Below are 22,900 nucleotides of genomic sequence, written 5' to 3' on the forward strand. Positions count from 1 at the left end.
CAAAAATAATAATTATTTTCAATTTATTGCATTCAAAAAAAGAGCACACATGCACACACGACTTTATAAGGAATCGCTTAGCCTGCATACCGATTTGTATCAAATCACCATGGCATATGGCTATTGGAAAAGCGGTAAGGCAGAACAAGAAGCGATTTTTCATCTCTATTTCCGAAAACACCCCTTTCAAGGCGGCTTTACGGTAGCTTGTGGTTTGGAAGATGCGATCGACTATCTGCAGCATTTTTCTTTCACGGAAGAAGACCTGAGTTATTTGAGCAGCCTTAGCGGCAACGACGGCAAACCGCTGTTCGAAACGGCTTTTTTGGATTTCCTGCGAAACAGCCGTTTCCGGTGCGACGTGATGGCAGTGCCCGAAGGCAGCGTGGTCTTTCCCAACGAGCCCTTGTTGCGCATACAAGGTCCTTTGTGGCAGTGCCAAATTTTGGAAACGCCCCTGCTCAATATCATGAATTTTCAAACACTTATAGCCACTAAAGCGGCACGCATACGCTTGGCAGCCCAACAGGACCCCGTCCTGGAATTTGGCTTGCGGCGGGCACAAGGCATCGACGGGGGCTTTTCTGCCTCACGCGCTGCTTATATCGGCGGGTGCGACGGCACTTCCAATGTGTTGGCAGGCAAGTTGCTGGGCATTCCGGTCAAGGGAACACACGCCCACAGCTGGGTCATGTCTTTCGACAGCGAAGAAGAAGCATTTGAAGCTTATGCACAAGCCATGCCCAACAACTGTATCCTGCTGGTCGACACCTACAATACCTTGGAAGGAGTAAAAAAAGCCATCCGGGTAGGGCAGCAGTTGCGTGCCCGTGGATACGAACTGGCCGGCATACGGCTTGACTCCGGCGATTTGGCTTACTTGAGCATCGAAGCACGTAAGCTATTGGATGAAGCAGGCTTTCACAATACCAAGATTGTAGCCAGCAATGACTTGGACGAGCATATTGTCGAAAGCCTCAAGCAGCAAGGTGCCCGTATCGACATATGGGGCATAGGCACCAAGCTGGTAACTGCCTTTGACCAACCGGCCCTCGGCGGTGTGTACAAAATAGCCGCTTTGAAAAGCCTGCAAAATGGTGAGTGGGAATATAAAATCAAATTATCGGAACAAAGCATCAAGGTATCGGTGCCCGGTAAGCTGCAAGTCAGACGTTTTTATGACAGTTCGCGCGGGCTTTATGTAGGTGATATGATTTACAACGAACTCAATCCGCCGGAAGGCAACAGCTTCACCATTGTGGACCCGCAAGACCCCATTCGCCGCAAACGCCTTTCGGCAGAAGCTTTTGTGCATAAAGAACTGCTGGTGCCGGTTTTCGAGAAGGGACAACTGATATACCCCTTGCCCGGCTTGGAAGACATTCGCCAACACCGGCAAGAAGAGCTGTCCAAGCTGCACAGCAGCATCAAACGTTTTGTAAACCCGCACCTTTACCCTGCCGGTTTGGAAAAGGGATTGTACCGTTTGCGCGAAGACTTGATAGAGCAACTGCGTCCACAATAGGCAGAACCATCTGCATGCCTGCTTTGTTTAATTTCATTAAGCAAGCTGCTTTCTGTACTTTTGTGGAATTCAAACCGAAGAAATCACAGCTATGAGTGTACAACTTGACATTGCCGATTTGCAAACGTGGCTACCGCACCAAAGCCCACTGGTGATTGCCGGACCGTGTAGCGCCGAAACAGAAGAGCAACTTCTTGAAACCTGCCTGAAACTAAAAGAGACGGGCGTGCATGCCTTGCGGGCAGGCATATGGAAGCCGCGTACCCGTCCGGGCTCTTTTGAAGGGCACGGCGCCAAAGCCTTGCCTTGGGTGCAAGCTGTAAAACAAACAACCGGTTTGCCTTTTTGTATAGAGGTGGCTTCGCCGCAGCATATAGAACTTGCCCTCAAGCATGAGGTAGATGTTTTGTGGATAGGGGCACGCACCACCGTTAACCCTTTCAATGTGCAGGATATAGCCGACGCCCTGCGTGGCGTCGATGTGCCGGTGATGATAAAAAACCCCGTAAACCCCGATTTAAAACTATGGTTGGGCGCCATCGAGCGCTTGCATCAAGCAGGCATTCGCAAGATGGCCGTCATCCATCGTGGCTTTTCTACTTATGAAGAAAGCAAATACCGGAACCCGCCCATGTGGCAAATCCCCATTGAGCTGAAGCGCCTGCTGCCCAACATGCCGCTCATTTGTGACCCGAGCCACATAGCCGGGCGGCGCGACCTGCTCTTGCGTATTGTGCAAAAGGCTTTGGACCTGAACTATGAGGGCATCATGATTGAGGTGCACCGCAACCCGCAAGAAGCTTGGAGCGATGCAGCCCAGCAAATCACCCCCGAAGCCTTAGGCGAGATGCTGCAGCGGCTTGAGTTGCGCCACCCCAACATAGAAGACCCATTGGATGCCAATATTTTGGATACCTTACGCCAAAAAATCGACAATATAGACCACGAAATTGTGGAGCTGCTTGCCAAACGCATGAATATCGTAGAGCAAATTGGCGAGTACAAAAAAGAGAAAGGCATTACCATTTTCCAGCTTGAGCGCTGGAACCAGGTATTTCGCACCCGCTCGGAATGGGCACAACAACACGCCCTGAATGCCGAGCTGATAGCTGAAATATATAAGCTGATTCATGTGGAGTCTATCCGCATACAGACCGAGGTAATGCAAAATCAGGCGCAGCCCAAAGACCAAACACAAGGATGAACCCGCTGAATTTGCCTCCTGCTTACCCAATTGTTGTGGAGGGCAACATCGCCGACAGCCTGTCGCTTTTTTTAAGCCGGCAGCACTATTCACAGTTATTTGTGCTTTGCGACACGCACACGCAACAGCACTGCTACCCCCTTTTGCAGGCAAGTTTACCTGCCCACCATTTGATAAGCATTCCGGCGGGCGAAGCACACAAAACACTCGATACCTGCCGGCAAATATGGGAACAACTGACTGCCCATGCCGCCGATCGCTCTGCCTTGCTTATAAACTTGGGCGGCGGTGTTTTGTGTGATATGGGCGGCTTTTGTGCTGCTACTTACAAACGGGGCATTCGTTTTATTCACTGCCCCACTACCCTGTTGTCACAGCTGGATGCCAGCATTGGGGGGAAGTTGGGTGTTGATTTCATGGGCTTGAAAAACCATATTGGAGTATTTCAGGACCCTTTGGCTGTGTTCATAGGCACCGTTTTCTTGCAGACCCTTCCTTCAAGGGAAATCACTGCCGGCTTTGCCGAGCACATCAAACATCTGTTGATTGCCGACGAAGCGGGATGGCAGGAGCTGCTGCAAGCCGATAGCTTGCCCATTCACCCGGCCACCATCGCGCGTTCGCTTGGTATCAAGGCCGGCATTGTGGCAGCCGACCCACACGAAAAAGGATTACGCAAAGCACTGAACTTCGGGCATACCATAGGGCATGCACTGGAAAGCTACTTCTTGCAAAGCCGGCAGGCACTGCTGCATGGCGAAGCGGTAGCCTTAGGTATAAAGGCAGAAGCGTATATCAGCCTTCAAAGGGGCTATATTCAGCCCGGCGAGTACCGGCAAATAGCTGCGCTGATTGATGCCCACTACCCCGCCGTTACGCTCAATAAGGAAGATATGAAAGCAATTGCCACTCTTTGTGTGCAAGACAAAAAAAACGAAGGCGGCAAAATCCTTTGCACACTATTGGGGGACATAGGAAAGGTGCGTATCAACGAAGCGGTATCGAAAGAAGAGATAGAACAGGCTTTGCTACAAATCAATGTTCCCGTTCAAATACATGGCAACCATGAGTAAAAAAACAACCCTAAAAGCCTCCATCGGGCGCGAACACTACCGGGTAAAGCTGCAAGCGCGTCAGCATTCATTTTTGGCCGATGAGCCTTTGGAAGCCGGTGGTGCCGACAGTGGGCCTGCCCCCGACGAATACATACTTGCCGCTTTAGCCAGCTGCACAGCAGCTACCTTGCGCATGTACGCCGACCGGAAAGGATTCGACTTGGAATCGGTAGAGTTGGAGCTTTCATTGGAAGTAGTGCCCGGAACGCCTCCCATTACGCATATCAAACGCTTGATTCAGCTCCATGGTCATTTGGATGCAGCGCAGCGCCAACGTTTACTGGAAATAGCCAACAAATGCCCGGTGCACCGCATCTTAAGCAATCCTATTGACATTCACACCGAGCTCCTGTAAAAGGAGCGGGCAAGCCTGTAAGCCGGGTTCTGTTCCCTTCCTTTGCGGAAGGGCGCTTACCATTTATCTGGGCTTGGCATTGCTGCCAAGCTCAAACGACCTACCCGCCGGCGTCGGGCGAGCCACCCTTAGCACCGCATATGATATGAAGGTGCTTGCCGGCCTATTTGGTCTTTCGGCGCGTAAGGTTTACCGTGCCTCCGCGTGTCACCACCGGAGCGGTGGGCTCTTACCCCACCTTTTCACCCTTGCCTGTGCGCCGCTAATGCGGACGCCATCGGCGGTTTGTTTTCTGTGGCACTGTCTGTCCCCTGCCCTTTGAGAGGCAGGAGCCTTCCCGTTAGGAAGTACGCTGCTCTATGCCGCCCGGACTTTCCTCTGCTTGTGCCTTACGCCAAGCAGCGGTAAGCCAGCTTGCCCGGTGTTTGAAACACCCACCGGTAATATGAAAGTTCCCAGGGGTGCACATATTTTCATCATCATTTGAAAGCCATAGCCAAAATAGCTTCCCCTTCTTTGTGTTCCCCCCAAATGTCGATATAGTTCAGTACTACACACAGCGGATAAATCAACAGGTAGTAGAAGGGCAGTAAGAAAGCCGCTTTCTTTGTGCGGTTCAGCCACTGCATGGGGTACTTGACCGACAGGCGCCAGGACCACACTCCCGCTTTGGCATACACATAACGTGCTTTGATGTGCCGGAAGCCGGCCGCTTTCAGTTTAGTGCATAGTTCTTCCTTGCTGTACCCGGCACGCACCTGCTCTTCGCAAAAAGGTTTGTTGCCTTTTCCTTCCCGTAAAGACATCAGCGAAGGCACATATACCAACAACATGCCCTCATGGCGCAAAGAGGTATAAAAGTTTTGCAGCACCAAGGCATCGTTTTCAATATATTCGAGGATATCGATTGCCAAAATCAGGTCAAAAGCATCGGGTTGCGAGAAAGTAAGCAGGTCTGCAGTTTTAAAATACAGATTGGGGTGCTTCTCGCACTTGAAAAGCCGGTTGTTTTTGCAAATGTCGGCTATGTTGATGTCCACTGCCAACACGTTCCACTCTTTGCATCGGCTTGCCAGGTAGTAGGCGTGCTGTCCTAAGCCGGCGCCCGCATCCAAAATATGTTGGGGGGTTCCTTTGCGGTGCTTCGCCCATTGGCGGATGGCACGACGCACATACCACACACGCAGCAGCAGCAAGCGCAACAGCGCAAACAACAGCTTTCGTAAGATGGGGCGGTGTTGAAAGTGGTTGCTAATTTGTTGTTTTACCGGATTGTAGCGCATGACTTACTCCTCCTCGTCCGGACCGTCCAGGTCATCTAACTTTTTATAGGCATCTAAGCCATAGTCTTTGTCTTCCGGGGGAATTTCAATGTCTTTTAAAAGCTTTTCTATTTTTTCGGCCTGCTCCAAGGTGTCGTCCAAAAGGAAGCGCAACTCGGGCATAATGCGTATTTGCTTGCCAATACGCAAAGCCAGCTGGTGGCGTATCCATTTGGCTTGTTCTTGAATATCGGCTAAAACACTTTGCTTGTCCTGAGTAGCGTAAATGCTCAGATAGATTTTGGCAATTGAAAGGTCGGCAGTTACTTCGGCATGTGTAACGGTAATGAGGGCTTTGGGTAAGACGCCTTTGGTGTCGCTTTGGAAGATATTCGCAATTTCCTCTTGAATGAGGTGAGCCACGCGGCGCTGTCTTCTCGTATTCATCTTGTCTAAGTCGTTCTTTTTGAAACAGCTAAGCTATTTTTTTGGCTTTTATGCTGTTGAGTCTTGCAAAGTTAAGACAAATTTTATTTCAATAAAAAAGCTTAATTTTCCGCAACATTTGCATATAAAACAACAACAGCCTTGCTAATCGTTCGGTTACTTAAAAACGACAGTGTTCTGCACTATCTTTTGCTCATCATTTTGTTTGCTGCGCTCCGGTTGTTGCTTTTTCTGCAGCACCCGCAAGCATTAAACGAAGAGATTGCTTTTATAGAAATAGGCAGGAGGCTGCAGGAAGGCGATGTGCTTTACAGAGACCTGTGGGTATCTACGTCGCCCCTGTCGGCCATGTGCTACTGGCTGTTGTCTTTCCTGGGGGATTTTCCTTTGCTGGCTTTTCGTCTTGCTGCTTCTCTCATTGGCCTGTGGGTTGTTTTGCGCTTCAACGCACTGTGTATGCAGCTGCACCTTTACAATCAGCGGCATGTGCTTGTTGGCTTTTTCATGGCGGTATTTTTTAATGCACATCCGGCTTTTTTGGTGCTCAGTCCCGAGCTGCTGGCCATGCCTGCTCTTATGTGGGTGATTTATTACAGCATTCGTCAAATAGACGAGGGCACACAGAAGAGCTACCTGCTTGAAGCCGGCTTTTTCATGAGCATAGTTTTGCTCATACACCTGCCCTATTGGTGGTTATTGGCAGCCTGCATTTTTGCTTACTTCCTGTATTCCAATGCCAATGCTACACAACAACTAAGCTTTGTGTTTACGGCCGGCATGCCCCTGCTGTTGGTCCTTCTTTTTTTCTATTGGACCGGCGACTTTAACAGTGTAGCCACGCATTGGTTGTTGCAAGCGCTTCAGGCTGCACGGAGTGTTTTTTTGGAAGAAAACGTGTTTTTATGGGGCATCCCCCTTCTTGTGCTTTTTGGTATTTTTCTCGTAGGCACCTGGCAAAGTCCGCAGTTCATCAACTATCAGGTGCGCGCCCAAATGACTCTTTTCTGGCTGGGCACGGCAGCCGGCTTGCTCTTCTGGTTCGGTGATTTTAAACAGTGGTACAATTTCTACCTGCCGCTCAGTGTGGTAGCCTTCTATGCCACCCACTACCTGTTGATAATCAAAAAGAAATGGATGCAAGAACTTTGTGCCTGGCTGCTCATTGGCTGGGGAGGCAGTCTGCTCTTTTTCGGCACCGCCAACAAGCCGGAAAAAACCTTGCCAACGATACCGGCGGCCGGCGCTTCGGCACGTGTGTGGGTCATTGGTTACGATTATGAATGGTACCGGCAATACCGGAGCGCTACACCTTTCTTCGATTATAAGCTAAGCCGGCGCTACCTGGACCAACTGAACCATTATGGGGCTTGTGAATACCTTGCGCAAACCATTTTACAATCGCCCCCTGCCTTTATTATCGACAGCATGCAGCGCTGGGAAGAAATAAGCCGGCAAATTCCTCTGTTAGGAGCGCACTATCGCCCCACACGCTTGCCCCATGTGTACCGGTACACACCCAAAGCAAACGGGGTCCCGCCTTTTCGAACTGCTGACTGAGCTCAGTCAATGCCTTGTTGTTCAATGACACCGGTCATTGGGTGAGGCGGACAAATCCCATAGCTTTGAGTATCGTAAATCCTAAAAGCACAACTACCATGAATCAGAAAGCCAAATACCGCCTCTTTGTCAGCTCGCTGGTGCTCATGCTTGTTTTGACTATCTTTTTGGTACTCTTCTTTGTGCTGGGTGCTGACTATGCCGGTGAGCTCACCTTAGGTGCACTGGTGTTTGTGTCCATTTACTTTATTGTACTGGCTGGCGTCTTAGGCGATGAAGATATGCCGCAATCATCCTCATCGCAATCGGCGCAGTAACCAATCGCAGCAACGCCGGTAAAGCAGGTATGCGGGCCGCCAATACCCTAAAGAAAGCAGCTTGCCTATTATCCGGGCAAAGGGAGACAAATGCCTGCGCAAGGCAGGAAAGCGCAAGACTTGTTCGAAGCCTTGCGCTGCTTTTTTGTCGCCTACATACGTAGCCAGGCGCCAATGATAAAAGGTGCGCCGTGCCAGTGCCCGGTATTCTTCTTCGGTTTGGCACAAACTCAGCGCTTTGTAAGTCACCTGCAAGGTGCTGCGCAAATGGGCATTGGGCGGTGGTGCATAGAAACCACTGCTGTGCGAAGTGCGTAGTTGCCGCTTCATGACCGTACAGGCATCTACAAACAAAAAAGAGGTACAGGAGGCCGCCCGTACCCAGAAGTCAAAATCTTCATAACTAAGTGTTTCATCATAGCCTTGCAAACGGTGCAGCAAAGCCGAACGCATGACCATGGTAGGCGTGCAAATAAAGGCACTGTGCAAAATGGCTGCTTTGACATTGCCGGAAGGCACCTGCACCTTGGCATGCTCGGCAGCATCTACCGGGTAGTGCGTGCCCAACACTTTGCCTTGCTCGTCTATATACCAAGCATTGGAAAAGCTCACACCGGCTTGGGGGTGCTGCTCCAGCACTCGCACATGCGCTTCTATGTGCGTGTTCAACAACACATCATCTGTAGAAAAATCGATAACATACTTCCCCTTTGCCCATCGCAAAGCATGATTGAATGCCCGGCAGTTGCCTTGTTTTTCCTCAAAAAAGAAAGTTCGAATTGCCCTTGGTTTACTGCCTTGTCTTGCGCACTCATGGTAGTATTCTTCCATCCACTCAATGATGCGCACCTTGGAAGCATCGTGGCTGGCGTCATCTACAATCAGTAATTCCACACAGGGGTGAGTCTGCCCCACCACCGACCACAGGGCTTGTTCCAAGTAAGGCGCATGATTATGACACAAAGCAATGACCGAAACTAAGGGCGCTTCCATAAGACATAAGCATAAAGAACCACTGCATATGCCACATGCTCAATAGCATATGCCATGGGCAATGCTGCTACTGCATACAGCTGATACAGCGAAGCTAAAGATAACAAATAAACCACAACCGAAAACAACTGCATCACCAAATAGGCCACCAATGCTTGCCTTGCCAGCAGCAGCAAAGCGCCCCAGCAGCTCAACATGCGGAAAAAGTCACCTGTCAGCTGCCAGTGAGCCCATGCAGCAGCACGCACAAAGGGCTCGTCATACAACAAACCAAGCCACCACGACCGGCTCCACCACAGCAGCACGACCATAGCCAAAAGCACGGGGGCTGCCACCCGCAGCTGGCGCACGGTATAAGCCCACGCTGTCTTTCCATCGGGCATTTCACAGGCCACCGGATAGTAAGCAGCTGCCAAGAATGCCAACAACATACCTATCAACAATTCCGACATGCGCACCAATGCCTGCCAATAGCCCGTATCAAGCATACCGAAGGTATTGACTGCCCACAGGCGCACTTCAAACGAAAGCAGCTTATCGAGCAACATGCCTACCAGCGCCAGCAGTATAAACTGCCAAAAGATGGCATACTCTTCATACAATGCCAACCACCATTTTTTTTGCAAGGGCGGAAAAGCAGGCACAGCCACAAGCAGCACCACCAATAACGGCAACCAGTAACTTACAGCCAGGGCGGTCAGCACAAAAGAAAGCTCGCCGAAGCGGCTTGCCCAATAAACAGCCAGGAAACTACACCCCGATAACAGTACGTTGGCAATTCCATACCATACGTATGACTTTGCCCACAGGAAGTATTGTAAAAAAAGCTGCAACAGAATGTAGGCCAGTATCGATGCCAAAATGCCGAAGTACTGCTGCGCGTCGAAGTTGAACAAATTGAGAAAATGCTGCAAAAAGAGTGTGGGAATGGCAATCACCACCAGAAAAAGAGCCACATCCCAAAAATGTGCTGCCAACCACAGCTCTGTGTTCAGTAGCTCCGGCTTTTTGCCGGCAATACTCAGCCACGCCCGGTGTACCCCTTCAACAGGCAAAAAAGACAAAAGCGCCACGAAGTTCAAGAAATGCATCAATACGGTGATGCCTTCTTCGCCGAAGGTGATGGCTATTTGTTTCGATATCAAAAAATTGAAAATAATTTTTGCCCCCAACGCAAGCAAAATCCAAAAATAGCGGTAGCTTGACGATACTACTGCCGGTGAACTTTGATTTACTTTCATGCCTTCCAATTAAGCTTTTTTAAGTAGGTTTGTTCAAATATACACAAAGCCGCCAAACACAAAGACTATGGAACAGGGAAACGAAACCCCCACCTCCAAACCATCTTTATGGCAACAAATAAAACAGGCATTGCTGCAACTCTTGCAACAACGTTTCTCGCTTAGAGAAGACTTCGACATGGAAAGCAGCGCCAAAGCCATATCCAAAGATATTTACTTCAGCGGCTACCGGGTGTGGATTCTTATTTGCTCTATTTTTATTGCTTCCATCGGGCTGAATACCAACTCTACGGCGGTCATCATCGGTGCCATGTTGATTTCCCCCTTGATGGGACCTATCGTAGGGGCAGGCATGGCCATAGGCACCAATGACTTTGCCATGCTGAAAAAAGCCGTGCGCAACTTCATAGTGATGGTGGGAGTCAGTTTGGTCACCGCCACCCTTTACTTCTTAATCACGCCTATCGACACCGAGCAAACCGAACTGGTTGCCCGCACCCAACCTACCATCTTGGATGTAGGCATTGCTTTCTTTGGTGGGCTGGCGGGCATCATCGGAGCCACGCGCACAGAAAAAGGCAATGTGATTCCGGGTGTTGCCATTGCCACTGCCCTGATGCCTCCGCTCTGCACAGCCGGTTATGGGCTGGCCCATATGAAGTGGAACTTCTTCTTTGGCGCTTCTTATCTTTTCGTGTTAAACTGTGTATTCATTGCCCTGGCTACCTACCTGATAGTGCGCTACTTGCGCTTCCCTTATGCAGAAGTGCCCGACGAAGCACAAGCCAAACGCCTGCAACGCTACATGCTGGTAGCCGTGTTGTTGATTGTGTTGCCCAGCGGATGGCTTTTCTGGGGCGTCGTTCAGAAAACCATTTATGAAACCAATGTCAACAAGTTTATAGATGCCTTACAAAAAAACGAAGGCATAGAGGTCATATCCAACAAGATAGAATACGACAAGAAAAACAAACTACACCGCCTGCATGTGTATCTGTTGGGCAAGCAAGTGGATTCCATTAAATACGAAATTCTGAAACGTGAGCTGGACGACTATGGACTACAGAACACAGAGCTCGTCTTGCACCAAGAAGGCGGCATCACCTTCTCGGAGTTATCCCAAATAGAAAGCCGCCTGACGGGCGAAGTAACCAACCAGCTCAAAGAACAGCTGATGCAAGAAATGCTGACCAAAACAGAGGAGGAGCTGCGCCACAAACAGGCCGTTATCGACAGCCTGCAGCGCCTGGCACAAATGCAGCAGCAAAGCAGCCTCGAAAGAGAACGCTTCGCACAAGAAGCCTATGCCCAATATGAAGGATTAAGTGCCCTGAGCATTGCCGAAGTGGTAGAAGTCTTGCCCGAAGGCAAAAAAGACACACTCCCTACGCTTTTCCTTCGCTGGACCAAAAACATACCACGCTCAAAACAAAAAGAACAAGAGCAAAGATTGCTCAAATGGGCAAAAACCCGTTTTCAATTCGATACCGTACGGGTGGTTCATTATTGACAGCCCATCCGGTGCATTTGTTTGTTTCAGGCGGCGGCCTTACGGGCATGCTGCCTTTTTTGTTTGCTCATTGTAGGTTTTTTGTTCATCTTCCATTTACAAGAAAAAAGTGCGGGCGCTCTGCTGCTACTGAAAAACGACCACCACACCACGGCATACTCCCTGAGGGAAGACAAGCCTTTCCTTTTATTTTTTCAGGCGAAAACGCCCATGCCACAAATGCAATGGCTTTACACTTTCGTAAGCTGCTCGATTTCGTATCTTTGCATAAAAACCTTTTCTTTCAAATAGCGTAATTAAAAAACTTCTCTCACACCGGCTATGGCACATTCCCCTATGAACTCCAAAAAAGACAAAGAAGCCTACAAAACGATTCAAAAAGAGCGCATACAATCACTGCCGCAAGCTATAGAAGTGGAAGAAGCAGTGCTGGGTGCTCTTTTATTCGAAAAAGATGCCATTGTTGATGTAGCCGACATATTAAGTCCCGACAGCTTTTATCGCCCCCAACACCAAGAGATATACCGTGCCATAGAGCAGCTCTTCAAAGAAGGGCATCCCATTGACATCATAGCCGTAACCGATGCCCTGCGCAAAGCAGGCAAGTTGGAAATGGTGGGCGGGCCCCTCTATTTGGGCGAACTAACCACCAAAGTCAACTCGGCAGCCAACCTCGAGTACCACGCCCGCATACTTAGCGAATATGCCCTGAAACGCGACCTGATTCGCATTTCGGAAGAAATCCAACAAAAGGCTTTGGAAAATAAAACCGACGTATTTGAGCTGCTGGACCACGCCGAACACTCTTTCTTTAAGGTATCTGAGAAAAATATCCGGCGCAATTATCTCGACATACAAAGTGTCATTCAGCAGTCGCTGCGCGAACTTGCCAATAAAAAAGACATGAGCGACGGGCTCACCGGGGTGCCTACGGGCTTTACCGAGCTAGACCGCTACACGGCCGGTTGGCAAAAATCCGACTTGATTATTATCGCCGCACGGCCGGGTATGGGTAAAACGGCTTTCATTCTTTCGGCACTGCGCAACGCAGCCGTTGACTTCAACATGCCGGTAGCCGTGTTCTCTTTGGAGATGTCTGCGGTGCAGCTCATCAACCGTTTGATTGCCGCCGAAGCCGAAATCAGCAGCACGCAACTCAAGCAAGGCAAGCTGAGCGAAGCCGAATGGAGCCGCATGCACCAGCGTATTGCCAAGCTGGAGCAATCAAAAATATTTATTGACGACACGCCCGCCCTGTCTGTGTTGGAACTGCGTGCCAAAGCGCGCCGCCTGAAAGCACAGCATGACATACAGCTCATTGCCGTGGACTACCTGCAGTTGATGAGCGGGGGCGAACAAGGCAATAAAGGCAACCGCGAACAAGAGATAGCCTATATTTCCCGCTCTTTGAAAAACATAGCCAAGGAGCTGGATATCCCGGTCATAGCCCTTTCGCAGTTATCGCGTGCCGTAGAGCAACGTGGCGGCGACAAGCGCCCGCAACTCTCCGACCTGCGCGAATCGGGCTCCATCGAACAAGACGCCGACTTGGTGCTGTTCCTTTACCGCCCCGAATACTACGGCCTGACCGAAGACGAAGAAGGCAACCCCACGGCCGGCATTGGCGAAGTAATCATTGCCAAACACCGGAACGGTGCTTTAGGTACCGTGCGTTTGCGTTATATCAACGAATTCACGAAGTTTACCAATCTGGACAACTTCAACATGGGGGCTTTTGACCACGAGCCGGCTTTTACCGAGCATGTGCATCCGCTTCCACACCACACGCAGACCATACGCGTACAAAGCCGCCTGAATGAAGATTTGGACAACGAACTGCCCCCCGGCAACGGCACCCCGCCGGCAGAAGATCCTTTTGATGACCTGCCACCTTTTTAAACGAGCCTTAGAACCCCTGACCCCCTATGACAATCCTACTGCGCAGAATTTATTCCATATGGTGCTTATTGTGTTTTCTCATTCCCTTTCTATGCTTGTACCCTTTCTTTTGGCTTGCTTATTACCGCCGGGCTTACACCACCATAGGTTATCTGAACAAGATTTGGGCGTGGTGCTTCTTGCGCGGCAGCGGCTTGCCGTTTAAGGTACACTACCATTTTCGCCCCTCGCCCAAAGCGGTATATGTGCTTTGCAGCAACCATAACTCCTACCTCGATATTATTTTAATGGGACTTATAGCCCCGCCACGGCATGCTTTTGTGGGCAAACACAGCCTGACCAAAGTGCCACTTTTCGGGCGCATGTTCGCCAAATTACACATTCCCGTGAAGCGCGAAAGCAAAACAGCTGCCTATAAGGCACTACTGAAAATGCGCGCAGCTGCTCAAGCAGGGCGCAGTATCATTATATTTCCGGAAGGGGGCATACGTGTACATGAACTTGACCGCCTCGCCCCTTTCAAAGATGGTGCCTTCAAGCTGGCTATAGACTTGCAAATACCGGTTATCCCCATAGCCTTCCCTTTCAACTGGAAAGTGCTGCCCGATGACCAGCGTTTTTTGCCCCGCTACCACCGCCTCGAAGCCGTTGTGTTGCCCCCCATTCCAACCAAGGGGTGCACAGAAGAGGACCTCGAGACCATCAAACAACGCACCTATGATGCCATTTATCAAGCCTTGAAAGCTTATTATCCTGATTTAAAATACTGTGCCCCATCGAATGGGAGAAATTCTGTAGTTTTGCGTAAATAACCTTAAAAAAACGATTGTCTCTATGAAAGTATCTTTGGACACTTTGCAAAAGATAGCGCACCTTGCCCGCTTGGAGTTCGACGCGTCGGAAGCACAAAGTATGTTGCAAGACCTGAACAAAATCATTGAATGGGTGGACCAACTCGAACAAATAGATACAACCGGGGTAGCACCTCTTATTCATATGTCGGAAGAAAAGAATGTGCTGCGCGAAGACGAACCGGCGCCGGCACTGCCACATGAGCGCGCCCTGCGCAATGCACCCAAAAAAGACAGCAACTACTTCCGCGTGCCCAAGGTTATTGAATAAACAAACATCAAAAAATATTCTATGCAGCGTCCATCCCTATTGACTCTTTTTTTACAACTTATCTTAGCCACCTGCGTCGTTTTTTTACTGCACGGGTGGCTTTCCGGTTTTGAATTGCAACTGCCCTTCACAACAGAAGATCAGCTGGCTTTTCTTAGCCTGCCTTTGGAACAGCTTCAGGAAGGCTTGTTTGTGCTGCCTGTAGAAGCCGATTTCCCGGTTTATGAAAAGCTTTTTAATGCAGGCGAATGGCTGCTATCGCCCCGGCACAGCCGTTGGTTCCTTTGGGGCTGGGCACTGGGCTTGAGTTTTCTACTGGCGCTCTTGGTTTCTATGAAAACCCCGCAGCTGGTTGGCGCCTCTTTGGTGGCGGTGCTTTTCTATGCTTTGGCTTCTTTCCAAGTATTAAAGCTGCAGCTGCCTTTTTCTTCCAATATTCCGGTAGTTGCCTTATGTATTCTCATGCCTGCCCTGCTTTGGTGGATGCACAAACGCCCGGCTATCTGGAGCTTTCCCAAGCGCTTTGGGCTCTTGTTTGCCCTGCATGCCGGCTTGCTTGCATTCATAGAATGGAAAAGTGCCTACCCCTTTCCGCTTGCCTTCGTTGCTCATTTCAGCTTTTGGGCACCGCTTGCCCTCGCACTGATGTTTGTGTTTTTGCTTTCGGCTCAAATACCTTATGCCCTCTTGGCGCTCACCGGCCGCTCCGACGCCTCTTCTTCACAAAGCAATATCAAGCACTTTTCATGGCTTAGCCTGCTGTACCTGCTGAATTTAGGCTTGCTGCTTGCTCAACACATGCATTGGTTTTCTACCGACTTGGTGCTTATCCACACCAACGTGTGGTTGTTGATAGCGCTCGTAGCCGGCTTTTTCTTCATCGACAAATCACCGGCCTGGCAAAAAATATGCCCCTCCCCCTCGCTTAGCAAGCCTTTGTACCTGACTTTGGCAATCATCAGTTTTGGTGTGCAGGCTTATGCCTATCAAATAGGCGATGCGGCACTGCAAAATGCCTTTCAGGTAGTCGTTTTGTTGAGTTTTTCGGTCTTTGGGCTTACCACCTGGATGTACGTGGTTATCAATTACCGCGGCAGCCGGCATGCCAAGTTGTTCGAAGTGGTGTATCAAGACGAAAGCAAGCATGTCATCCCCAACTATCTTGCCCGGGGCATTGCCTTTTTCATCATCACCATGTTGGTGTATATGGGCTATCTGACCCCTATCAATCGCATCAAAGCGGCTTATTATGCCTTGATAGGCGACAGCTATTTGCTCAACCATGAAGCGGACTTTGCCGCTACTTATTACGGTGCGTCGAACCGGTACAACAGCCAAAATCCACATGTGCATTATGCCCTTGCATCCATTGAGTTGATGAAGCAAAATATAGAAGGCTACCTGAGTGCTTTGTTTTACAATATGGAGAACAACCCACTGGAACAAAGCTTTTTGAAAGTAGCCAACAAATACGCCGAGCGACAGCTACCCATACAAGTCATCGAAAAAATCAAAGAAGGCATTCAGTTATTTCCCCGCTCGGAGCGTCTTTACAATAACCTGGCATTGGCTTATGCCCACTTTGGTCTGGCCGACTCGGCAATCGTGTCTCTTGAAAAAGCCCGGCAATTGGGCTTAGCCAACGATATGTTTTCAACCAACTTGTTTGCCGTGCTCAGCCGGCACCCGCAAGGCAAAGGCAGCCTTCCGCATGAGCTGCTTGGCAAGACCGAGGACCCCGCTGCTTTGGCCAATGCCTACCTGGCAGCTTTGCGCGTAGGCGACAGCCTTTCTATCCCCTTTCAAAAACAATGGTTCGAAGACAGCACGCTATCGTATCCAGAAGCCATCTATTTGGCAAGCTATACTTTGGCTCATCTCAACAGCCCCAATGAGCCTGCTTCCTTCTCTTATATCGAAAAAAGCTTGCTGCAAAGCGAATGGCGGCAGCAGTTCGGTCATGAGTTACTGCTTGCCAAGGCGCTTTATCTCTACTACGGCGCCAACCGGTGCAGCACAGCCTTTCAGGCATTGCGCGGTGCCACGCAATCCGGCATTACCCATGCTCCCCTGCTGGCTGCTTGGTACCTCGAACATGGCAACTACCCCAAAGCGGCCGAAACCGTGGGCTATGCCGCCCGGTTAGGACAAGCCAAAGCCCAACTCACCTTGGCTCTGGCACTGAGTGCACAAGGCAAACAGCAAGAAGCGCTCCCCTGGTGGACCCTGCTTGCCAAACAGCAAGCGCCGGAGCTGGCGCCTATGCAGACTTTTCTCAATGCCATGCCCCAAGTGCTGCAAGCCACTGCACCGGACACCGACTGGGAAGAGTGGAAAATATTTGCCTTTTTGTATTACCGGAACGACTTGGACATTGCACAGCTGCGCCCATACCTCGATTGGCTTAGCAGCCCTGAATACAAACTATGGGCACAGTATCACTGGGCAGAGCGCTTGCTCACAGCAGGCAAGCTGCAAGAAGCCGGCAATTTCTTGCCCGAGCCACCCGCCGCCTTGCAAGCCCCTTGGCTTCATAGTCTCTACGCACAGCTTACCATACGGCAAGCAGCCGAAAGCGGGCAAACAAAGCGCCTGGAAGGGCTTATTGAACGCTACCGCAACCAAATGGCGCCCTTCGACCGCCTCTATCTTTTTTATGCCCGGGGCATGTTGACAGAAGCCCGGCAACAGACCGAAGAAGCCCTGCAATGGTACCGCCGCTCGGTGGAAGCCCTGCCTTTTTATGCACCTGCCTATCTCAGAGCGGTTGACTTGCTCAATGCACAAGGCAAAGAAATGGACGCTTACAACCTGCTTATCAACGGCTTGCGTCAAAACGAAACATCGGTTGCCCTGTCAAAAGCCTACGCTTTGCAGGCACTGCGTATTGGCGCCTTTTCTTATGCCGAGCAAGAGCTGGAGCACTTGCAAAACATAATGCCGGCAAAAGAATTCGAAGCCTTCCGGGCAATTTATGAAAAACAACAAGCGTTTCTTGAGCAAAGAACAAAATAAGTTATGAGCAACACGCCCACCATCATCGAAATGCAGCACATCCGCAAGGTGTACATCATGGGCACCCAGCAGGTGGAAGCACTCAAAGATATCAACATACAGGTGCAAAAAGGCGAATATGTGGCTTTTATGGGACCGTCCGGCTCGGGCAAGTCCACCCTTATGAACATCATCGGTTGTTTGGATACCCCCACTTCGGGGCGCTATTTCTTGAACCAAAAGGATGTAAGCCAAATGGACGAAAACGAGCTGGCAGAAGTCCGTAATAAAGAAATAGGCTTTGTGTTTCAAACCTTCAACTTGCTGCCACGCATGACTGCCCTCGACAACGTGGCGCTTCCATTGATTTATGCCGGCTATAAAAAATCTGAACGCATTGAGCGGGCAATGCAAGCCCTCGAGAATGTGGGGCTGGCCGACCGCGCCCATCACAAACCCAACGAGCTGTCCGGCGGGCAGCGCCAGCGCGTAGCCATAGCCCGTGCCCTGGTCAATAACCCCAGCATTTTACTTGCCGATGAGCCTACGGGAAACCTGGACTCAAAAACTTCCTATGAAATCATGGAGCTGTTCGACCAGATTCACGCACAGGGCAATACCATCATTATGGTTACCCACGAAGACGATATCGCCGGTTATGCCGGGCGCATCGTGCGCCTGCGCGACGGACTTATCGAAAGTGACTTACCCAACACACAAAAAGTAAAGCTGTCATGATGGTTGTTGACCTGCGCAGCGACACCGTCACACGCCCTACGGCAGGCATGCGCGAAGCCATGCTCTATGCACCCGTAGGCGACGACGTATATGGTGAAGACCCCACCGTAAATGAGCTGGAAAGCTATGCCGCCCGCTTGTTTGGCGTGGAAGCTGCTCTCTTTTGTACGTCGGGCACCATGAGCAATCAAATAGCTATCCGGGCACAAACCCAACCCAACGACGAAGTGATATGCGATCGCTTGTCTCATATATACCTTTACGAAGGGGGTGGCTTGGCTTCCAACTCGCTGGTGTCGGTGCGCCTGCTCGAAGGCGACCGTGGACGCCTGACCGCCGGACAAATTGCGGCTCATATCAACCCCGATGATGTGCATTTCCCCGTTACCCGCTTGGTTTCGCTCGAAAACACGGTCAACAAAGGGGGCGGCGTATATTATGAGCTGGAAGAAATCCGGAAAATAAAAGAAGTATGCGTGGCGCACGGCTTAAAACTGCACCTGGATGGTGCCCGCCTGTTCAATGCAATGGTAGCGCAAGGTAGTCAACCGCAGGACTTCGGGCAGCTATTCGACAGCATCTCGGTGTGTTTGTCCAAAGGGCTGGGCTGCCCCGTGGGCTCTTTGCTGCTGGGCAGCAAGGAACTCATACGCAAAGCGCGCCGCATACGCAAAGTAATGGGCGGTGGCTGGCGACAAGCCGGCATGTTGGCAGCCGCCGGCCTCTACGCCTTACAACATCATGTGGAGCGTCTGCAAGAAGACCACCGGCGGGCAAAAATATTGGGCGAACTGCTCCGCGCCCACCCGGATGTAAAGGAAGTGTACCCCGTACAAACCAACATTGTCATTGCCGAACTGCATGCCCCATTGACAGCCCGCATATGGCAGGCAGCCCTGCAAGAGCACGGCATCCTGATTTCGACTTTTGGCGAGCGGGCCATTCGCATGGTGACCCACCTCGACATTCATGATGCTCATATAGAGCGTGTATCGGAAGTGCTTCCACGTTTCAGTATCCAAAAAGAGCACAAATAAAAACCTGAAAAGTCCAATTTTAATTGGGCTTTTTTTTGTATATTCGCAAGCGTGCACGCCGGGCGTGCATGCCTTCTGCTTACCTTAACACACCCAACTCAATGGCGCGTATTTACACCAAAACCGGCGACAAAGGTGAAACTTCCATACTGGGCGGCACAAGGTTGCCCAAGTCTCACCTGCGCATAGAAGCCTATGGCAACGTAGATGAACTGAATGCCTACATAGGGCTATTGCGCGACCTGCCCGAACACCACACCCGCTTCGATATACTTCTTGACATTCAGCATAAGCTGTTTGTCATTGGTTCATTGCTGGCTGCCGACCCCGAGCGAAATAAAATGGAACTGCCGCAGTTAGAAGAAGAAGCCATCACCACACTCGAAAAACTCATCGACGACATCAACGAACGCACGCCCCCGATGCGCTATTTCATCTTACCGGGCGGGCATATCAGCATCTCACATACCCATGTGGCTCGTTGCATTTGCCGGCGTGCCGAACGCGCCGTGGTAGCTTTGCACCAACAACAGGCAGTGGATGAGCGCATCATACGCTTTTTGAATCGCCTGTCAGACTATTTGTTTGCGCTCTGCCGTTTATTGCATGTAGAGCTCAATATAGAAGAAACACCTTGGAAACCTTCAAAACCATAATGCAAAATGAACGAAGTAATGAACATAGAAATACAACCTACTACCCAATCGCGCCTGCCTGAGGTGGACTTCGACAACCTGCACTTCGGGCATGTTTTCTCCGACCATATGTTGGTAGCCGATTATGCCGACGGCGAATGGAAATCTTGCAAGATAGTTCCTTTTGCCCCCTTGACGTTTAGCCCTGCCATGTCCACCCTGCATTATGCGCAGTCTATATTCGAAGGCTTGAAAGCCTATAAAAACGAGCAGGGCGAAATTCTGGTCTTCCGCCCTTACGACAACTACAAACGCATGCTGCGCTCGGCAGAACGCATGTGCATGCCGCCCATCCCCGAAGAAATATTTATGGATGGGCTGCGCGAGCTGCTGAAGTTGGACAAAGATTGGATTCCGCAGCGGGAAGGCTATTCGCTTTACATTCGCCCATTCATGTTTGCTACCGACGAGTTTATAGGTGTGCGCCCGTCCAATACCTATAAATTCATCATTTTCACTTGTCCTGTAAGCAAATACTACAGTGAGCCGGTAAAAGTAAAGATAGAAACCCACTACACCCGAGCAGTGGCCGGCGGCACCGGCTATGCCAAAACAGCCGGCAACTATGCAGCCTCTTTGTATCCTGCCCGCTTGGCACAACAGGCCGGCTATCATCAGTTAATATGGACCGACGGCAGAACACATGAATACATCGAAGAAGCCGGCACCATGAACATCATGTTCCGCAAGGGCAACCGCATCATCACGGCGCCTTTGAGCGATTCCATCCTGGCGGGCATCACCCGCGACAGCGTGCTTACGCTCGCCCGCGAATGGGGCTATGAGGTAGAAGAACGCCCGGTACCCGTAAAAGAAATTGTGGGCTACCTGGAAGAAGGCTCACTGGACTCTGCCTTTGGTGTAGGTACGGCCGCTACCATTGCCCATATTGTCACCATTGGCTACGAAGGCAAAGACTATCAATTGCCCCCCATAGAAGGGCGCGTGTTTGCCAACCGTGTATTGCAAACCCTCGACGACATCAAGTATGGGCGCATAGAAGATACGCACGGCTGGATTTGGAAACCGGAAGCATAAATTTTTATCGAAAACCGTTGCGTTGTATCCTTCGTTTGTCTATATTTGCATCGCAATTACACGGAGGTTGTAGCTCAGTTGGTTAGAGCGCCAGATTGTGGCTCTGGAGGTCGCGGGTTCGAATCCCGTCTTCCTCCCTCTGCAAAAAAGCTGTGAGAACTCACAGCTTTTTTTATTTTTGTTGCAGTACAAGATTGTTTTACTGCTTCTTATGAAGAAATTTTTTCTTACGCTTTGGGCTGCGTTCACTGCTCCCTTTCGCCAACTCACCTCTCAAGACCTTAAGGTGCTTGCAATATGCATGCTGCTTTCCACTATTTTTTGGTTTTCTATCACCCTGAATAAAACTTACAGCACCTCTTACACACTCTATGTGCGCCTGCCGGGCCAGGTGCACCCTGTACAGGTAGAAGTAACAGGGAGCGGCTGGGCACTCCTGCGCCTCTCTTTGCGCCCCCCACAAGACACCCTCACCTTCACCGTCTCTGCTCAAGAGGAAGTGCTGCCCAAAAACCAACTGCTTCCAAAAATAAAACAGGCATTCCCCGGACAAGTAGATATCAACATCATATCGCCCGATAACATAGTGCTGCGTGAAGCAAGTCGCATAGCCACCAAAAAAATCACACTCATAGCGCCCTTAGAACAGATTGAAAACCTGCTTTGCGACAGCTGCTATATGGCCACGCCCCCAACCATTGCTCCTCAACAGCTTATTGTAGAAGGCGAAAGCAATAGAATCAAACTGCTGGCAGACACAATTGTACTTCCGGTTTACAATCGTTTCATCCGGGACCATTTCGATATTACTTATCGCAGCGAGCAGCTGATTTCACAAAAAGGCATAAAAGTGAAACCGGCAACGGTACGCATGCACTTCCGCATCGGATATTTTCAAGAAAACACACTCAATATACCGGTTGAGCTGAAAGACTTTCCGGAAAAAGGGCACTGGCGTGTACAGCCGCCCTATGTAAAAGTTCGGGTACGGGGCAAAGCCGAGACGCTGTCCCTGCTCAAATCCACCCCCGAAAGCATACGGGCATGGGTTTCCTTTGCAGACGCAAGCCCGTCCGATTCCTTACAGGTGCAAGTCGGCACCTCTCTGAAAGACATTGAAATAAAAAAAGTGAGCCCTTCTCACGTAAAGCTGTTACACCCATGAAGCTCCCTTATCAAGTAGGTATTACCGGCGGCATAGGCAGTGGCAAAAGCCTGGTTTGCCGTATCTTACAGCGAGGCTTCGATGCCCCCGTGTACGATGCCGACAGCCGCGCCAAATACCTCATGCAACATAAACAAGAACTGATAGAGCAAATCATCCGGCATTTTGGAAAAGAAGCCTATCATACCGATGGCACACTCAACCGTGCCTATTTGGCAGAGCGTGTTTTTCACGATGCCCAAGCAGTCAAACAGCTCAATACACTGGTGCACCCCCAAGTGGCATTGGATTACCAAGCGTGGCTGCTGGCACACAAGCAATTCCCCTATGTAGTGCGTGAAGCCGCCCTCATGATAGAAAGCGGAGCCCATGCCACCGTGGATTTGCTGGTGCTGGTGGCCGCCCCCGTAGAAGTACGCATCCGGCGTGTGTTGCAGCGCGACCCCCACCGCAACCGGGCACAAGTAGAAGCCATCATCGCCAAACAAATGAGCGAAGAGGAAAAACGGCGCTATGCACACTACGTCATAGAAAACGACGGCACCCGCCCCCTCTTGCCACAAGTCGTGCGCCTTCATGAACTGATAACCAAGGCAATAAGAAAGCAACAAGGGCAATTGTAAACTAAAAAAAGCTTTGTATCTTTGCACCAACTCCCCTTAAGTCTTGTTTTCAAGGGGAATAGA

21 protein-coding genes, 1 tRNA gene and 1 other RNA gene are annotated in these 22,900 nt (G+C 50.4%); 18 read left to right on the top strand and 5 right to left on the bottom strand.

What is annotated here, in order from left to right; genetic code table 11:
* Window positions 1-49: 49 nt before the first annotated feature.
* The 4 genes from K384_RS05380 (at window position 50) to K384_RS05395 (ending at window position 4,199) form a co-directional block, all read left to right on the top strand.
* Window positions 50-1,525 (top strand): nicotinate phosphoribosyltransferase, encoded by a 1,476-nt coding sequence (locus tag K384_RS05380; RefSeq protein WP_038030175.1) that lies wholly within the window; start codon window positions 50-52, stop codon window positions 1,523-1,525.
* A gap of 91 nt (window positions 1,526-1,616) precedes the next feature.
* Entirely contained in the window at window positions 1,617-2,729 is a 1,113-nt protein-coding gene (locus K384_RS05385; RefSeq protein WP_038030176.1) for a bifunctional 3-deoxy-7-phosphoheptulonate synthase/chorismate mutase type II, read from the top strand.
* On the top strand, window positions 2,726-3,802 hold the full coding sequence (gene aroB, locus K384_RS05390; RefSeq protein ID WP_051633143.1) for a 3-dehydroquinate synthase: 1,077 nt from the start codon (window positions 2,726-2,728) through the stop codon (window positions 3,800-3,802). The genes K384_RS05385 and aroB overlap by 4 nt, the downstream gene beginning before the upstream one ends.
* Window positions 3,795-4,199, top strand: coding sequence for an OsmC family protein (locus K384_RS05395; protein WP_051633144.1), 405 nt, complete (start codon window positions 3,795-3,797; stop codon window positions 4,197-4,199). Before aroB ends, K384_RS05395 begins: the two co-directional genes overlap by 8 nt.
* Before the next feature lie 2 nt (window positions 4,200-4,201).
* Here the strand turns inward: K384_RS05395 and rnpB are convergent.
* From rnpB to rbfA, 3 genes are all read right to left on the bottom strand, one after another.
* Window positions 4,202-4,620, bottom strand: an RNA gene (gene rnpB / locus K384_RS13575) — RNase P RNA component class A.
* 58 nt (window positions 4,621-4,678) lie between these two features.
* Window positions 4,679-5,482, bottom strand: a complete 804-nt coding sequence (locus tag K384_RS05400) for a class I SAM-dependent methyltransferase (RefSeq protein WP_038030177.1) — start codon at window positions 5,480-5,482, stop codon at window positions 4,679-4,681.
* A gap of 3 nt (window positions 5,483-5,485) precedes the next feature.
* Window positions 5,486-5,908 (bottom strand): 30S ribosome-binding factor RbfA, encoded by a 423-nt coding sequence (gene rbfA / locus K384_RS05405; RefSeq protein ID WP_051633145.1) that lies wholly within the window; start codon window positions 5,906-5,908, stop codon window positions 5,486-5,488.
* 141 nt (window positions 5,909-6,049) lie between these two features.
* On the opposite strand from rbfA, the gene K384_RS05410 reads away from it, so the two are divergent.
* Both K384_RS05410 and K384_RS05415 read left to right on the top strand, forming a co-directional pair.
* Window positions 6,050-7,465 carry a hypothetical protein gene (locus tag K384_RS05410; protein WP_157630067.1) on the top strand — a complete coding sequence of 472 codons (1,416 nt, stop codon included), beginning with the start codon at window positions 6,050-6,052 and terminating at the stop codon, window positions 7,463-7,465.
* Window positions 7,466-7,563: 98 nt separating this feature from the next.
* Entirely contained in the window at window positions 7,564-7,782 is a 219-nt protein-coding gene (locus K384_RS05415) for a hypothetical protein (RefSeq protein ID WP_038030180.1), read from the top strand.
* On the opposite strand, the gene K384_RS05420 is transcribed toward K384_RS05415, so the two are convergent.
* A complete protein-coding gene (locus K384_RS05420; protein WP_051633146.1) occupies window positions 7,762-8,775 on the bottom strand; it encodes a glycosyltransferase family 2 protein in 1,014 nt (337 codons plus the stop codon). The two genes, K384_RS05415 and K384_RS05420, sit on opposite strands and share 21 nt — an antisense overlap.
* A complete protein-coding gene (locus tag K384_RS05425; protein WP_038030182.1) occupies window positions 8,760-10,016 on the bottom strand; it encodes an MATE family efflux transporter in 1,257 nt (418 codons plus the stop codon). The genes K384_RS05420 and K384_RS05425 overlap by 16 nt, the downstream gene beginning before the upstream one ends.
* Window positions 10,017-10,083: 67 nt before the next feature.
* Between K384_RS05425 and K384_RS05430 the strand changes: the two genes are divergently transcribed.
* From K384_RS05430 to coaE, 12 genes are all read left to right on the top strand, one after another.
* Complete coding sequence (locus K384_RS05430; protein WP_051633147.1) at window positions 10,084-11,526, top strand: DUF389 domain-containing protein; 1,443 nt, start codon at window positions 10,084-10,086, stop codon at window positions 11,524-11,526.
* 321 nt (window positions 11,527-11,847) lie between these two features.
* A complete protein-coding gene (gene dnaB, locus K384_RS05440; RefSeq protein ID WP_157630068.1) occupies window positions 11,848-13,425 on the top strand; it encodes a replicative DNA helicase in 1,578 nt (525 codons plus the stop codon).
* Between the two features lie 26 nt (window positions 13,426-13,451).
* Window positions 13,452-14,237, top strand: a complete 786-nt coding sequence (locus K384_RS05445; RefSeq protein WP_051633149.1) for a lysophospholipid acyltransferase family protein — start codon at window positions 13,452-13,454, stop codon at window positions 14,235-14,237.
* A gap of 22 nt (window positions 14,238-14,259) precedes the next feature.
* On the top strand, window positions 14,260-14,547 hold the full coding sequence (gene gatC, locus K384_RS05450) for an Asp-tRNA(Asn)/Glu-tRNA(Gln) amidotransferase subunit GatC (RefSeq protein ID WP_038030186.1): 288 nt from the start codon (window positions 14,260-14,262) through the stop codon (window positions 14,545-14,547).
* 21 nt (window positions 14,548-14,568) lie between these two features.
* A complete protein-coding gene (locus tag K384_RS05455) occupies window positions 14,569-17,562 on the top strand; it encodes a tetratricopeptide repeat protein (protein WP_157630069.1) in 2,994 nt (997 codons plus the stop codon).
* 3 nt (window positions 17,563-17,565) lie between these two features.
* On the top strand, window positions 17,566-18,279 hold the full coding sequence (locus K384_RS05460; RefSeq protein ID WP_038030190.1) for an ABC transporter ATP-binding protein: 714 nt from the start codon (window positions 17,566-17,568) through the stop codon (window positions 18,277-18,279).
* Entirely contained in the window at window positions 18,279-19,316 is a 1,038-nt protein-coding gene (gene ltaE / locus K384_RS05465; RefSeq protein ID WP_038030285.1) for a low-specificity L-threonine aldolase, read from the top strand. The genes K384_RS05460 and ltaE overlap by 1 nt, the downstream gene beginning before the upstream one ends.
* Before the next feature lie 101 nt (window positions 19,317-19,417).
* On the top strand, window positions 19,418-19,972 hold the full coding sequence (locus K384_RS05470) for a cob(I)yrinic acid a,c-diamide adenosyltransferase (protein WP_038030287.1): 555 nt from the start codon (window positions 19,418-19,420) through the stop codon (window positions 19,970-19,972).
* 6 nt (window positions 19,973-19,978) lie between these two features.
* Window positions 19,979-21,049: a branched-chain amino acid aminotransferase gene (locus K384_RS05475; RefSeq protein ID WP_038030192.1), complete on the top strand. Its 1,071-nt coding sequence runs from the start codon at window positions 19,979-19,981 to the stop codon at window positions 21,047-21,049.
* A gap of 62 nt (window positions 21,050-21,111) precedes the next feature.
* Window positions 21,112-21,187, top strand: a tRNA-His gene (locus K384_RS05480).
* A gap of 73 nt (window positions 21,188-21,260) precedes the next feature.
* The gene (locus K384_RS05485; protein ID WP_157630070.1) at window positions 21,261-22,214 is read left to right on the top strand and encodes a hypothetical protein; all 954 of its coding nucleotides are present in this window, start codon (window positions 21,261-21,263) and stop codon (window positions 22,212-22,214) included.
* Window positions 22,211-22,837: a dephospho-CoA kinase gene (gene coaE, locus K384_RS05490; protein ID WP_038030196.1), complete on the top strand. Its 627-nt coding sequence runs from the start codon at window positions 22,211-22,213 to the stop codon at window positions 22,835-22,837. Before K384_RS05485 ends, coaE begins: the two co-directional genes overlap by 4 nt.
* The last annotated feature ends 63 nt before the right edge of the window (window positions 22,838-22,900 follow it).

Source organism: Thermonema rossianum DSM 10300, from assembly GCF_000426825.1.
Taxonomy (GTDB): Bacteria; Bacteroidota; Bacteroidia; order Cytophagales; family Thermonemataceae; genus Thermonema; species Thermonema rossianum.

Coding starts and splice junctions, on each gene's coding strand:
- K384_RS05380 (WP_038030175.1), top strand. CDS start 50: ATGCACACACGACTTTATAAGGAATCGCTTAGCCTGCATACCGATTTG.
- K384_RS05385 (WP_038030176.1), top strand. CDS start 1,617: ATGAGTGTACAACTTGACATTGCCGATTTGCAAACGTGGCTACCGCAC.
- aroB (WP_051633143.1), top strand. CDS start 2,726: ATGAACCCGCTGAATTTGCCTCCTGCTTACCCAATTGTTGTGGAGGGC.
- K384_RS05395 (WP_051633144.1), top strand. CDS start 3,795: ATGAGTAAAAAAACAACCCTAAAAGCCTCCATCGGGCGCGAACACTAC.
- K384_RS05400 (WP_038030177.1), bottom strand. CDS start 5,482: ATGCGCTACAATCCGGTAAAACAACAAATTAGCAACCACTTTCAACAC.
- rbfA (WP_051633145.1), bottom strand. CDS start 5,908: ATGAATACGAGAAGACAGCGCCGCGTGGCTCACCTCATTCAAGAGGAA.
- K384_RS05415 (WP_038030180.1), top strand. CDS start 7,564: ATGAATCAGAAAGCCAAATACCGCCTCTTTGTCAGCTCGCTGGTGCTC.
- K384_RS05420 (WP_051633146.1), bottom strand. CDS start 8,775: ATGGAAGCGCCCTTAGTTTCGGTCATTGCTTTGTGTCATAATCATGCG.
- K384_RS05425 (WP_038030182.1), bottom strand. CDS start 10,016: ATGAAAGTAAATCAAAGTTCACCGGCAGTAGTATCGTCAAGCTACCGC.
- K384_RS05430 (WP_051633147.1), top strand. CDS start 10,084: ATGGAACAGGGAAACGAAACCCCCACCTCCAAACCATCTTTATGGCAA.
- dnaB (WP_157630068.1), top strand. CDS start 11,848: ATGGCACATTCCCCTATGAACTCCAAAAAAGACAAAGAAGCCTACAAA.
- K384_RS05445 (WP_051633149.1), top strand. CDS start 13,452: ATGACAATCCTACTGCGCAGAATTTATTCCATATGGTGCTTATTGTGT.
- gatC (WP_038030186.1), top strand. CDS start 14,260: ATGAAAGTATCTTTGGACACTTTGCAAAAGATAGCGCACCTTGCCCGC.
- K384_RS05455 (WP_157630069.1), top strand. CDS start 14,569: ATGCAGCGTCCATCCCTATTGACTCTTTTTTTACAACTTATCTTAGCC.
- K384_RS05460 (WP_038030190.1), top strand. CDS start 17,566: ATGAGCAACACGCCCACCATCATCGAAATGCAGCACATCCGCAAGGTG.
- ltaE (WP_038030285.1), top strand. CDS start 18,279: ATGGTTGTTGACCTGCGCAGCGACACCGTCACACGCCCTACGGCAGGC.
- K384_RS05470 (WP_038030287.1), top strand. CDS start 19,418: ATGGCGCGTATTTACACCAAAACCGGCGACAAAGGTGAAACTTCCATA.
- K384_RS05475 (WP_038030192.1), top strand. CDS start 19,979: ATGAACGAAGTAATGAACATAGAAATACAACCTACTACCCAATCGCGC.
- K384_RS05485 (WP_157630070.1), top strand. CDS start 21,261: ATGAAGAAATTTTTTCTTACGCTTTGGGCTGCGTTCACTGCTCCCTTT.
- coaE (WP_038030196.1), top strand. CDS start 22,211: ATGAAGCTCCCTTATCAAGTAGGTATTACCGGCGGCATAGGCAGTGGC.